This is a genomic window from Paraburkholderia sp. 35.1 (assembly GCF_050436525.1).
Lineage (GTDB): Bacteria > Pseudomonadota > Gammaproteobacteria > Burkholderiales > Burkholderiaceae > Paraburkholderia > Paraburkholderia tuberum.
This window is the reverse complement of the sequence record NZ_JBNDMJ010000003.1, coordinates 2,986,350-2,998,192: the sequence shown is the minus strand read 5'-3', so window position 1 is coordinate 2,998,192 and position 11,843 is coordinate 2,986,350. Positions and strand designations below refer to the sequence as shown.

Annotated in this window: 13 protein-coding genes; 11 read left to right on the top strand and 2 right to left on the bottom strand. The window is 65.3% G+C overall.

Annotation, left to right across the window (positions count from 1 at the left end; genetic code table 11):
- Positions 1-150: 150 nt before the first annotated feature.
- From OKW27_RS33960 to OKW27_RS33910, 11 genes are all read left to right on the top strand, one after another.
- Positions 151-714 carry an RNA polymerase sigma factor gene (locus OKW27_RS33960; RefSeq protein WP_090803748.1) on the top strand — a complete coding sequence of 188 codons (564 nt, stop codon included), beginning with the start codon at positions 151-153 and terminating at the stop codon, positions 712-714.
- On the top strand, positions 711-1,142 hold the full coding sequence (locus OKW27_RS33955) for a DUF3619 family protein (protein ID WP_429336031.1): 432 nt from the start codon (positions 711-713) through the stop codon (positions 1,140-1,142). Before OKW27_RS33960 ends, OKW27_RS33955 begins: the two co-directional genes overlap by 4 nt.
- A 16-nt stretch (positions 1,143-1,158) precedes the next feature.
- Complete coding sequence (locus OKW27_RS33950; RefSeq protein ID WP_090803745.1) at positions 1,159-1,926, top strand: DUF3106 domain-containing protein; 768 nt, start codon at positions 1,159-1,161, stop codon at positions 1,924-1,926.
- Positions 1,927-1,947: 21 nt separating this feature from the next.
- Positions 1,948-2,472, top strand: coding sequence for an RDD family protein (locus OKW27_RS33945; RefSeq protein ID WP_429336030.1), 525 nt, complete (start codon positions 1,948-1,950; stop codon positions 2,470-2,472).
- Between the two features lie 766 nt (positions 2,473-3,238).
- Positions 3,239-4,180: a UDP-2,3-diacylglucosamine diphosphatase gene (locus tag OKW27_RS33940; protein ID WP_090803742.1), complete on the top strand. Its 942-nt coding sequence runs from the start codon at positions 3,239-3,241 to the stop codon at positions 4,178-4,180.
- 48 nt (positions 4,181-4,228) lie between these two features.
- Entirely contained in the window at positions 4,229-5,260 is a 1,032-nt protein-coding gene (locus OKW27_RS33935) for a glycosyltransferase family 4 protein (protein ID WP_090805654.1), read from the top strand.
- A gap of 20 nt (positions 5,261-5,280) precedes the next feature.
- On the top strand, positions 5,281-5,964 hold the full coding sequence (locus OKW27_RS33930) for a diacylglycerol kinase (RefSeq protein ID WP_090805653.1): 684 nt from the start codon (positions 5,281-5,283) through the stop codon (positions 5,962-5,964).
- A 280-nt stretch (positions 5,965-6,244) separates the two neighbouring features.
- Complete coding sequence (locus OKW27_RS33925) at positions 6,245-6,970, top strand: TetR/AcrR family transcriptional regulator (protein WP_090803741.1); 726 nt, start codon at positions 6,245-6,247, stop codon at positions 6,968-6,970.
- Between the two features lie 2 nt (positions 6,971-6,972).
- Positions 6,973-7,560, top strand: a complete 588-nt coding sequence (locus OKW27_RS33920; protein ID WP_026225698.1) for a TIGR00730 family Rossman fold protein — start codon at positions 6,973-6,975, stop codon at positions 7,558-7,560.
- A gap of 65 nt (positions 7,561-7,625) precedes the next feature.
- The gene (locus OKW27_RS33915; RefSeq protein ID WP_429336029.1) at positions 7,626-8,372 is read left to right on the top strand and encodes an SDR family oxidoreductase; all 747 of its coding nucleotides are present in this window, start codon (positions 7,626-7,628) and stop codon (positions 8,370-8,372) included.
- Positions 8,373-8,655: 283 nt separating this feature from the next.
- Positions 8,656-10,707 carry an ArnT family glycosyltransferase gene (locus tag OKW27_RS33910; RefSeq protein ID WP_429336028.1) on the top strand — a complete coding sequence of 684 codons (2,052 nt, stop codon included), beginning with the start codon at positions 8,656-8,658 and terminating at the stop codon, positions 10,705-10,707.
- A gap of 54 nt (positions 10,708-10,761) precedes the next feature.
- Here the strand turns inward: OKW27_RS33910 and OKW27_RS33905 are convergent, their stop codons facing one another.
- A complete protein-coding gene (locus tag OKW27_RS33905) occupies positions 10,762-11,406 on the bottom strand; it encodes a DUF924 family protein (RefSeq protein ID WP_187617966.1) in 645 nt (214 codons plus the stop codon).
- Complete coding sequence (locus tag OKW27_RS33900; RefSeq protein WP_429336027.1) at positions 11,399-11,812, bottom strand: group II truncated hemoglobin; 414 nt, start codon at positions 11,810-11,812, stop codon at positions 11,399-11,401. The genes OKW27_RS33905 and OKW27_RS33900 overlap by 8 nt, the downstream gene beginning before the upstream one ends.
- Positions 11,813-11,843 lie beyond the last annotated feature (31 nt).

The following is an 11,843-nucleotide window of genomic DNA, read 5'->3' as shown; positions in this document are numbered from 1 at the left end:
AGCGCGCGATCGGACGGAATGACGACCGTCATGTAAATGCAAGCTTGAGCACGTTTCACCCCTATCGGAGCAAAAGTTTGTTAGCATCCGCGAGTTTTACGACATTTTTCGACCGATTACGCGCACGCTTGCTGCGCCGACCCCAACCGGATGGCATCAGACAAGGAACTCGCCGATTTTCTGGCGGGCGTCGAAAGGCGCGCATTCAAGCAGACGGTCTACGCCGTGCGGGACGACGATGCGTCCCTCGACATCGTGCAAGACGCGATGATCAAGCTCGCCGAGAAATACGGCGACCGTCCGGCGGCCGAGCTACCGCTGCTGTTTCAGCGTATTCTGCAGAATGCGACGCACGACTACTTCCGCCGTGCCAAAGTACGCAACACTTGGGTTAGTCTATTCTCGTCGCTCGGCAATGCCGACGACGACGAGTTCGATCCGCTGGAAACCTTCGAGGCCGAGGCGGGTTCGGCTGGCGCCGAGAGCAACGAACAGAAGCTCGAACGAGAGCAGGTCCTGCAGTCGATCGACAACGAGATCCAGAAATTACCGGCGCGTCAACGGGAGGCGTTTCTCATGCGTTATTGGGAGGATATGGATGTCGCCGAGACTGCCGCCGCAATGGGCTGCTCCGAAGGCAGCGTGAAAACGCACTGCTCCCGGGCCACTCACACGCTGGCGCAAGCGCTCAAGGCGAAAGGAATCACGCTATGAGCTCCCTTGAAAACACAGAACTCGAGTTTGCGCGTCAACTGCGCCGCGCGCTTGACGAAAACACCGCCAGCCTCCCTCCCGCCACCGTCGACCGGCTCGCTGCCGCACGTCGTGCCGCGTTGGCGCGCAAAAAGCCCGAAGCCGTCAGCGCGCCGGTGTTCGTGCCTGCGTTCGCCGGCATGCCGGCCGGGATAGCGGGGCTACCGCAGGGAGGCTTCGAGCCGCGCCGCCGCTGGCCTCTGCGCCGCTTCGCGCTCGCGTGGCCGCTGGCCGCGCTGGTCGTGAGCCTGATCGGCATCGCCTACTGGGAAGATCACCAGCGCACCGCCGAACTTGCCGATATCGATGCCGCCATGCTAAGCGACGACCTGCCGCTCAATGCCTATCTCGACCACGGCTTCAACGCGTATCTTTCACGCGCCCACTGAGCGGGAGGTTCCTCGGGTGAGTTACAAGCGCGGCCTGGCCGTTGTTTTCGGATGCACGATCGCGGCCCTGGTGTCGTTTGTCGCGACCTATCCGCGCTTTCACCCGAGCCCATCGTCGGCGGGCAATCCGTCGCCCGGCGTCAACGTCGCCGCGCCCGCGCCCGCCCCCGCACTTTCCGTCGAATTGCCCAGCCTGCCGGGCAGCAATAGCCCCCTCGCGTGGTCACGCCTGAGCGCCGCCGACCACGCCGCGCTGGCCCCATTCGCATCGCAATGGGATTCGTTTAGCGACGAACGCAAGCGAAAGTGGATCAAGATTGCGTCGCGATACGCAAAGATGTCGCCGGATGCGCAAAAGCGTCTGCAAGAGCGCATGAGTGAATGGGTGCGCATGACGCCCGATCAGCGCCGCGTCGCGCGCGAAAACTACCAGGTTTCGAAGGAGTTGCCGCGCGAAGCGCGCCAGAAGGCGTGGAAAGCGTACCAACAACTGCCCGAAGAAACGAAGGAGCGGCTCGCCGCGAGCGAACACAAACGTCGCCCCAGCGTCGTCAGCGCGCCGCCATCGGCTCGCAACGAGATCAAGGGCATCGACCGGTTCGTGAATGCGCGCGAGCACGGCGCCAGTGCTGCCGCGGCGGCGAGCGCCGCGCCGGCTGCCTCCGCGCCGGCCGCGGCCTCGCTGCCGGCAACGCCTGCGATTCCGGCGGCGGGCAGCTTCGTACCGGCGACGCCGGTGCCCGTGTCGCCTGCCGAAGCGCCGGCAATCTTCCACGGCTCCTGATTCCGACCCCGAACCCATTACGTGTCCCAGCCGCTCGCCACCCCCACCCTGCCTGCCGCCGCACCCGGCGGCAGGGCGCCCACCGTCCGGCGACGGCTCGCCGCATTGCTCTACGAAGCGGTCATTCTGTTCGGCGTCGTGTTTGTCGCCGGCTATCTGTTCAGCACGCTGACGCAGCAGCGTAACGGGCTCGCGCATCACAACCTGCTCGCCGGCTGGATCGGCCTCGTGGTTGGCGTGTACTTCGTCTGGTTCTGGACGCACGGCGGCCAGACGCTGCCGATGAAAACCTGGCGATTACGGGTTGTTGGCGCTGATGGCGCGCCGGTTTCGGTTGGGCGGGCGGTTGCGCGGTATGTGTTCGCCTGGTTGTGGTTTTTGCCGCCGCTGGCGTTGCATCCACTTCTTGGGTTGCGGGTGCCGCAGACGCTTGTTATTGCGGGCGTCTGGTTCGTGGTGTGGGCCGCGAGTGGGCGTTTTGATCCGCAGCGGCAGTTTTTGCATGATCGGTTCGCGGGGACGCGGGTGGTAGCGGTTGGGCGCTAGCGCGCGTGGGGATGGGCCGAATGCGTTGCTCTCCTTGGGCGGGGGAGGCCTTTTTTGCCTTTGTTCGTGCGGTGTTGGCCTTTCCTTGCTGACTTATCGGTCTATTAGCGTTGCCCCTGTGCGGGGCGGCACCTACTTTCTTTGCTGCTGCAAAGAAAGTAGGCAAAGAAGACAGCTCAAACCGCCAACTCTTAAGCGGGTCCCTCGGTCCGCGTGAGGTAGTGGTGCATCTGGAATCCGTGCTCCCGCACATTCCGCGCTAGTGACAAGGCAGTCATTCTTCCGGCGGCGCTACGCGCGCCGAATCCCCGCTCAAAAACCACTGGTCGTTTCGGCGCGTCGCCGAGGCGCAGCCGAGGGTCCCCGCTGAGCGGGCAAAACCATTGGTTTCCCTGGCAGACCCGTCCGCGACGCACGCAGTGCGGAGCGGGAGGGATGATGGCTTTGTCACGAACGGGGGAATGTGCGGGGGCCCGGATTCCAGATGCACCACTACCCCCTCCAAGCAAGGGGACCCGCTTAAAAGTTTGCGGTTTGAGCTGTCTTCTTTGCCTACTTTCTTTGCAGCAGCAAAGAAAGTAGGTGCCGCCCCGCACAGGGGCAACGCTAATAGACCGATAAGACAACAAGGAAAGGCCAACAAAGCCAGAACAACGAAAAAACAGGCCCCGCCAAGGCCCCTCCGTAATAAGAACTTCTCATGACTGTCACGCCGCAGTCACGCGCACCCGGCCCAATACGGGCACCGCCACTCGACGCGTGAGCCATGGACCCCAATACGTCCGCGACTTCCCTGTTTCGTCAAACCGGACCGAGCGTCGACCCCGTCGCGTTCCGGCCCGCTCCGGGTTCTACTCAACACGGCCTACCGCTGCCCGCGACGCCATCACTCGATGCCCGCGCCGATCATCCCGATGACGGCCACGACGATCCGCATCGCTATCGCACGATCTGGCTCTCGGATATCCATCTCGGCTCGAGCGGCTGCCAGGCGGGATATCTGCTCGACTTCCTGCGCCACAACGAATCGGAGTACCTGTACCTCGTCGGCGACATCATCGACGGCTGGCAGTTGAAGAAAGGCTGGTACTGGCCGCAGGCGCACAACGACGTCGTGCAGAAAGTGCTGCGCAAAGCGCGCAAAGGCACTCAGGTCATCTACGTGCCCGGCAATCACGACGAAGCCGCGCGCCAGTTCTGCGACCTCGCGTTCGGCGACATCCACGTACGCGGCGAAGCGTTCCACACGACGCTCGCCGGCAAGCGACTGTGGATCGTGCACGGCGATCTGTTCGACGGCGTGATCCAGCACGCGAAATGGCTCGCCTATCTCGGCGACACGCTGTACACGATGATCCTCGTGCTGAACCGCTGGTTCAACCGCATTCGCAGCAAGCTCGGATTTCCGTACTGGTCGCTGTCGCAATACCTGAAGCATCAGGTCAAGAACGCGGTCAACTTCATCTCGTCGTTCGAACGCGTAATGACCGACGAAGCGCGTCGCCGCGGCTGCGACGGCGTCGTCTGCGGCCACATCCACAAGGCCGAGATGCGCGAGATCGATGGCGTGCTCTATTGCAACGATGGCGATTGGGTCGAGAGCCTGTCGGCGCTCGTCGAGACTTATGAAGGCGAGCTCAAGGTGATCTTCTGGACTGCGCTGCGCGCGCCCCAGGCGGGCACGCAAAAAGCCCGCGCCACTGCCTGAGCACTTCCACTCTCCACTTCCACAGGGCCCGCAGCGATGAACAACGCGATGAAGATCATGATCGTCACCGACGCATGGGAGCCGCAGGTCAACGGTGTCGTACGCACGCTGAAGAACACCCGGCGCGAACTTACCGCGCTCGGCCATCAGGTCGATCTGCTGACTCCGCTCGAATTCCGCACCATCCCGTGCCCGACTTACCCGGAGATACGCCTGTCGTTGCTGCCGCGCCGCCGGCTGCGCGAGCGCATCGGCCGTTTCGCGCCCGACGCGTTGCACATCGCGACCGAAGGTCCGCTGGGCATGGCCGCGCGCGCGTATGCGCTCGACCACAAGCTGCCGTTCACGACCGCGTATCACACGCGCTTTCCCGAGTACGTGCAGGCGCGCTTTCGCATCCCGCTCGCGGCGACCTACAGGTTTCTGCACTGGTTCCACAAGCCGTCGCTCGCGGTAATGGCGCCGACCCCCGTCGTCAAGCAGGACCTCGAGAAGTTCGGCTTCACGAACGTCGTGCTGTGGACGCGCGGCGTCGATCTCGAAATCTTCCGTCCGATTGACTCGAAGGTGCTCAACACCGCGCGGCCGATCTTCCTGTACGTGGGACGCGTGGCGGTCGAGAAGAACGTCGAGGCATTCTTGCAGCTCGACCTGCCCGGCTCGAAGTGGGTCGCGGGCGAAGGTCCGGCGCTCGCCGAACTGAAGTCGCGCTATCCGCAGGTCAACTATCTGGGCGTGCTGTCGCAGGCCGAACTCGCGAAGGTCTACGCGGCCGCCGACGTCTTCGTGTTTCCGAGCCGCACCGACACGTTCGGACTCGTGCTGCTCGAAGCGCTCGCATGCGGCACGCCGGTGGCCGCTTATCCGGTCACCGGCCCGATCGACGTGCTCGGCGACGGCGGCGCCGGTGCAATGCACGAGGATCTGCGCGAAGCGTGTCTGGAGGCACTGAAGATCGATCGGTCGCATGCGCGCGCATGGGCCGAGCGCTTCTCGTGGGCAGCGGCGTCCGCACAATTCGCCGCGCATCTGAAGCCGCTGCGCGACACAGCGTATCGTGAGGAAAGCGCCGCTGCGTGATGCGGCGCGCGGAGCCATCCATGCGAAGCAGTCGATCCAGCGCCGAAGGCGCGTCGAACGGCGCACTGCGCGCCGTCGAGTCTACCCGCGACACCACCAGCATCGAACCGTTCGACGACGTACGCGAGCCGGGTATGACCGGGCATGCGGATACCGTGCATCGGGTGAACGGCGCGAGGACCATGACCGGCGGCGCCAGCGTCGCGGGTGGCGTGCAACCTGACGCCACCCAGGACACGACTCGCGACTCAAGCCACGACGCCCCCAACGAACCGCTCAGCCCCGACGACCCGCTCGCCCCGCTGCCCTTCAACCCCTACAAAGGCAACCGCGGCCTCACGCGCGCATGGCACGCGATGAAAAACTCGCTGGCCGGTTTTCGCGTTGCGATTCGCGAGGAAAGCGCGTTTCGTCAGGAACTCACGTTGGCCGCGATCCTGATTCCGTGCGGCCTCGTGGTGCCCGTCGATCCCGTTTCGCGCGTGTTGCTGCTCGGCTCGGTACTGCTCGTGCTGATCGTCGAGCTGCTCAATTCGAGCGTCGAAGCGGCAATCGACCGGATCTCGCTCGAACGTCACGAGTTGTCGCGCCGCGCGAAGGATCTCGGCAGTGCGGCCGTGATGGTCGCGCTCGGCATGTGTGTGATGACGTGGGGAGTCATCGTCGGGCCGCTGGTCGTCGGCTGGGTTCGCGCGTGGCTTTGAGGTTCGATGCGGGTTGAAGCGCACGCTTCGCCACGCCCCACAGGATGAAAATCCGCGCAGGCGGTTGGGGATTAGAACGCTCGGTTTATAATCGTTTGACGGTCTCACAGGAAAGCGCTCGCGCAAACGGATCCGCGCCTCGCCTCATCCTGCCCTTTCGGGGGGCCCGCCGCGTGTCGGCGGGTTCGGGAGAGCTCAATATACCAACCGCATCCGGGTGGAACACGCAGCAGCGGCACGCCGCCACGCGCCCAGCCCGGCATAACCAGGGCCGGACGACATGGAAGCCAAACCTCCCCGCCGCACGCGCGAACGGATTCTCGAACTGTCGTTGAAGCTGTTCAACGAAATCGGCGAGCCGAACGTCACGACGACGACGATCGCCGAGGAAATGGAAATCAGCCCAGGCAACCTGTACTACCACTTCCGCAACAAAGACGACATCATCAACAGCATCTTCAGCCAGTTCGAGCAGGAGATCGAGAAGCGTCTGCGTTTCCCCGACGACCATCGCGCGACCATCGACGAGATGTGGTCGTATCTGCAGTACATGGTCGATTTCACGTGGCGCTACCGCTTCCTGTACCGCGACCTGAACGACCTGCTTGCGCGCAACCGCACGCTCGAGACGCACTTCAAGCAGATCATCAGCCATAAGGTGCGCTTCGCGAGCCAGTTCTGCGAACAGCTCGTCGCCGACGGCGAAATGGTCGCGACACCGCAGGAAATGCAGGTGATCGCGACCAACGTCGGCGTGATCGGCACGTACTGGCTGTCATATCAGTTCGTGATGAATCCGCGCAAATACAACGAGCAGGAAGCGATCCGCGAAGAGCTGCATCAGGTCAGCGTGCAGATCGTCTCGCTGATGGCGCCCTACCTGCGCGGCCGCTCGCGGCAGCTGTTCGACGATCTCGTATCGGGCAGGCTGCCCAAGCGCGAGTTCTACGACTACCTGCCGCCGCGTGAAGGCGCCGCGCCTCGCAACGAATCGAAGGACAGTTGAGCATGAAGTCGGTGTGTGTCTATTGCGGCTCCTCGATGGGAGCCAAACCGTTGTATGCGCAGGCGGCGCGCGCGTTCGGCCGTGCGCTGGTCGAGGCCGATCTCGCGCTCGTCTATGGCGGCGGCAAGGTGGGGCTGATGGGCGTGATCGCCGATACCGTGATGGCCGAAGGCGGCCGCGCGATCGGCGTGATTCCCGAGCTGCTCGTCAGCAAGGAAGTGGGGCATAACGGCCTGACCGAACTGCACGTGGTGCCCGACATGCATCATCGCAAGAAGATGATGGCCGAGCTGTCCGATGCGTTCGTCGCGATGCCCGGCGGCGCGGGCACGCTCGAGGAGCTGTTCGAGGTCTTCACGTGGGCGCAGCTCGGCTACCACGGCAAACCGGTTGCACTCCTGAACACCGACGGCTTCTACGCGCCGCTGATCGACCTGCTTCAGCACACGGTCGACGAAGGCTTCATGCGCAAGACCTATCTCGACATGCTGCAGATCGACGCCGATCCGCTCGCGTTGATCGGCAAGCTGCAACGCTACGCGCCGCCCGCGCGCGACAAATGGGCGGCGGTCCAAAGCGACGCGATCTGAATCCCGGGTCCGCCGAACCCGAGCGAAGCGCGCCGCGCACGCACCACCCCAACGACGAGGTTGCGATGACGAAAGCTGTTCTGATCACCGGCGGCAGCCGCGGCATTGGCCGTGCCACCGCGCGTCTGCTTGGCGCGCGCGGCTGGTGCGTCGGCGTGAACTACGTGCGTGACCTCGCCGCCGCGCAGCAGACGGTCGCAGAGGTCGAACACGCGGGCGGCCGCGCGCTGCCGATCGCCGGCGATGTCGCGAACGAAGCCGACGTGACCGGCATGTTCGATACGCTGCAGCAATCCTTCGGCCGCATCGATGCGCTCGTCAACAACGCGGGCATCGTCGCGCCGTCGAGCCAGCTCGCCGATATGGACTTTGCGCGTCTGAAACGCATGTTCGACGTCAACGTGCTCGGCGCCTATCTGTGCGCACGGGAAGCGGCACGGCGCATGTCGACCCAGCGCGGCGGCGCGGGCGGCGCGATCGTCAATGTTTCGTCGGCGGCGGCGCGGCTCGGTTCGCCGAACGAATACGTCGACTATGCGGGGTCGAAAGGCGCAATCGACACGATGACGCTCGGCCTCGCGAAAGAACTCGGCCCGCAGGGCGTGCGCGTGAACGCGGTGCGTCCGGGCCTGATCGACACCGAGATCCATGCGAGCGGCGGCAAGCCCGAGCGCGCCGCGCAACTGGGCGCGACCACGCCGCTCGGCCGCCCCGGCCGCGCCGACGAAGTCGCCGAGGCCATCGTGTGGCTGCTCAGCGACGCGTCGTCGTACGTGACGGGCGCGCTGTTCGACGTCGCCGGCGGCCGCTGAGCGAACGCCGCACGCAACGCGGCGCAAGCCTTAAACACCTGGCGCGGGCCACTACGGCCGCGCCTTTCCAGCCCGCTCCCCCCTCTCCTCTTTCCCCACGAACCCTGGTCGATTTCTCATGAAACCGGCACAGCCGCGCATCGAATGCGCGCGCGTTCGTTCGTGTGTAATCTTCAGTAATAATGCGGCGCTACAATTGACCAGATCGTATGCATCTGCAGGCGACGTAAGCAAAGCATAAGTACGAGGCCAACGCCGCCGCGTACGCTGACCAGAGACTTCCATGCAACACAAGCAGTCCACGCGCTGGCGCGCGCACAGTGCCAACGCGACGGCCCCGACCTCGGCCGCTCCAGCAGGTGGCGCGCACGAGGCTTCGCTTTCCGCCAGCACCGCGCACCCGTTTGCCGGCGCGCAGAGCCAGCCGGCGGCCGGGGACCCCGCGGCTTCGGCCGCAGCGACATACAGCGCCGACACCGCCCATCCATCGGGCTCCGCCGTTTCTGCCGACCGCGCAACGCGCGGCCTGCAGCGTTGGCGCGCGCTCGCGGCAATCCGCCCGCTGCTGTGGCTCGTCGCGCTGGCGATCCTGTGCGCGTGGCTCGCCCCCGGCATTCTCGGCCACGAACCGTGGAAGCAGGACGAAACCTACACATTCGGCATCGTCCAGCACATGCTCGATACCGGCGACCTCGTCGTGCCGACCAATGCCGGCCAGCCCTTCGTCGAAAAGCCGCCGATCTACGATTGGGTCGCCACGGGCCTCGCGTGGATGTTCGGCCGCTATCTGCCGCTGCACGATGCGGCACGGCTCGCGAGCGCGCTGTTCGCGGGCCTGACGGTGTATTACACCGCGCGCGTCGCGCGTCGCGCGGTCGCTGCGTCGAGCTGGTTCGACCTGCGCGTGATCGGCACGCTCGCGCTGTTCGGCGGCACGCTCGTCGTCGTCAAGCACGTGCACGACATGATGACCGACGTCGCGCTGATGGCCGGCGCCGCGCTCGGCTTTTGCGGACTGTTCGAACTCGTACTCGTGCATCTGTGTGACGACCCGCGCGCCGCGTCGTATTTACCGATGCACTCGCAAGCCACCCGGCAGATCAAACCGCTCGATGCCCGCGAGCGGCGTCACGCGATCATCAGCGGCGCGACGATGTTCGGCGCGGGCGTCGGCGTGTCGCTGCTCGCCAAGGGGCTGTTCGTACCGCTCGTGTTCGGCGCCACCACCTGCGCGGCGCTGCTGCTCTATCCCGCATGCCGCAGCCGCGGCTTCGCCGGCGCGCTCGGCCTCGCCGCGCTCGTCTGCGCGCCGTTCGCGCTGATCTGGCCGATCTGCTTCTACCTGCGCTCAGAGGCACTCTTCAAGGTGTGGCTGTGGGATAACAACGTCGGGCGTTTCTTCGGTTTTTCGGTCGCCGAGCTCGGCTCCGAAAACGAGAGCCACCTGTTCGTACTGCGCACCGTGCTGAGCGTCGGCTTTCCGGTCGTACCGCTCGCGCTGGCCGCGCTCGCCGGTGGCGCATGGCGGCGCTGGCGCGATCCGCGCGTCGCGTTGCCGGTGCTGTTCGCGGGTATCGGTTTCGCGGTGCTGCAAAGCTCGGCGACGGTTCGCGAGCTATACATCCTGCCGTTCATCGCGCCGCTCGCGCTGGTCGCGATGCAGGGCGTCGAACGTTTGCCGGCGCACCTGCATACCGGCTGGGATATGACTAGCCGAGTGCTGTTCGGCAGCGCGGCCGCGCTCGTGTGGATCGTCTGGTCGATCATGACGACCCCCGCGAGCACGCATGCGTCGCTGCATCTGCTCGGCCGCTGGCTGCCGCTCGACTGGGTGCTGCCGATTTCGCCCGCGCTGATCGTCGGCGCGCTGCTGCTGACGATCGGCTGGCTGTGGCTGCTGCCGTCGTTCAAGTACGCGGGCAAATGGCGCGGCGCGCTCAGCTGGTGCGCGGGCGCGATGCTCGTCTGGGGGCTCGTCAGCACGCTGTTGCTGCCGTGGCTCGACTACGCGAAAAGCTACCGCTCGGTGTTCCGGGACCTCGGCGCGAAGATGGATATCGAATGGAACGACGGCGACTGCATGGCAAGCTCCGGACTCGGCGAATCCGAAGCGCCGATGCTCTTCTACTACACGGGCATCGTGCATCAGCCGAGCGAAGATCCGCGCACGACCGCCTGCACCTGGCTGATCGAGGAAAGCCGCCGCGACAACGCGCGGCCGCCGGCCGGCGAATGGCGGCTGTTCTGGTCCGGTGCGCGACCGGGCGATTCGGATGAGCTGTTGCGCGTCTTCGTGCGCACGCCGATGGCGGGCAAGCTGCACGGCGACGAATAGAGCCGCGCAACGCGTCGCGCCGGCCGAGTGCCTCGCGCGCGCGTCCGCGTCGATTCAGAACGACGAACCGGGTTCGCGCAGGAACGCGATCTCCTCGTCGCTCGATTCACGTCCGAGCAACCCGTTGCGATGTGGAAAGCGGCCAAATCGTTCGATCGCTTTTGCGTGGCGCAGCGCGTACTGATAGTAGCCGTCACCGCCCGGCTCCGCCGCAAGCTGTTTGAACAGACGCAGCGACTCCTGCTGGCTCGCGAGCGTTTCATCGTGCTCGAACGGCAGATACGCGAACGCGCGATGCTGCACGTCCGGCAACAGCCGATCGGCGCCGCTCGCGATGATCCGTTGCGCGGTTTGCAGCGCCTTGCCGTCGGTCGCGAAGGCGCGCGGCGTATTGCGATGGCAGTTGCGGGAAAACTGGTCCAGCACGATGACGAGCGCCAACGCACCCAACGGCGTGCTCTGCCATGCGTCGAGCTCACCCGCGTTCGCTGCATCGATCAGGTTACCGAAACGTTCGCGCAGCATCGTATCGACGGCGTCATCGCGCTTGAACCAGAACTTGCGCTCCGTGCCGCGCTCCGGCGTGCCCGGCGCGCCGAACCAGCAGTCGAGAACCTCGCGCGCCCGCGGCGCAAGCGCTGCATAGTCGGCTTCGACCGAGTACGGTGCCGAGGTGGCGTGCGGCGGCGTGTCAGCCATTGCGGTTGCGCATCCAGTCGGCGGTTTCGAAGAACGAGCCGAGCAGGCGCTCGCGCAGCGGTTCCGGCAAGCCGACATCCTCCATCGCCCATGCCATGCACCTCAACCACTGGTCACGCTCGCTCGACGCGATCGCGAACGGCAGGTGCCGCGCGCGCAGACGGGGATGGCCAAAGCGGCCGATGTAATGATCGGGACCGCCGAGCCAGCCGCACAAAAACCAGAATAGCTTGTCGCGCGAACCCTCGAGCGACGCCGGATGCAGCGCGCGAATCCCGGCGAAATCCGCCTCGAGATCCATCAGGTCGTAAAACCGGTCGACCAGGTCGCGCACGCGCGTCTCGCCGCCCAACAGTTCGAAGGCCGTCGGCTTGTCCGAGGACACTTCGTCGTTCAAATCGCTCATACCCTGCTCAACAGCAAAAAGACATCACCAG

What these genes read in the sequence shown, in the direction of transcription:
- OKW27_RS33920 (WP_026225698.1), top strand. Translation starts at nt 6,973, where the DNA reads ATGAAGTCGGTGTGTGTCTATTGCGGCTCCTCGATGGGAGCCAAACCG.
- OKW27_RS33935 (WP_090805654.1), top strand. Translation starts at nt 4,229, where the DNA reads ATGAAGATCATGATCGTCACCGACGCATGGGAGCCGCAGGTCAACGGT.
- OKW27_RS33900 (WP_429336027.1), bottom strand. Translation starts at nt 11,812, where the DNA reads ATGAGCGATTTGAACGACGAAGTGTCCTCGGACAAGCCGACGGCCTTC.
- OKW27_RS33925 (WP_090803741.1), top strand. Translation starts at nt 6,245, where the DNA reads ATGGAAGCCAAACCTCCCCGCCGCACGCGCGAACGGATTCTCGAACTG.
- OKW27_RS33930 (WP_090805653.1), top strand. Translation starts at nt 5,281, where the DNA reads ATGCGAAGCAGTCGATCCAGCGCCGAAGGCGCGTCGAACGGCGCACTG.
- OKW27_RS33910 (WP_429336028.1), top strand. Translation starts at nt 8,656, where the DNA reads ATGCAACACAAGCAGTCCACGCGCTGGCGCGCGCACAGTGCCAACGCG.
- OKW27_RS33940 (WP_090803742.1), top strand. Translation starts at nt 3,239, where the DNA reads ATGGACCCCAATACGTCCGCGACTTCCCTGTTTCGTCAAACCGGACCG.
- OKW27_RS33905 (WP_187617966.1), bottom strand. Translation starts at nt 11,406, where the DNA reads ATGGCTGACACGCCGCCGCACGCCACCTCGGCACCGTACTCGGTCGAA.
- OKW27_RS33915 (WP_429336029.1), top strand. Translation starts at nt 7,626, where the DNA reads ATGACGAAAGCTGTTCTGATCACCGGCGGCAGCCGCGGCATTGGCCGT.
- OKW27_RS33955 (WP_429336031.1), top strand. Translation starts at nt 711, where the DNA reads ATGAGCTCCCTTGAAAACACAGAACTCGAGTTTGCGCGTCAACTGCGC.
- OKW27_RS33960 (WP_090803748.1), top strand. Translation starts at nt 151, where the DNA reads ATGGCATCAGACAAGGAACTCGCCGATTTTCTGGCGGGCGTCGAAAGG.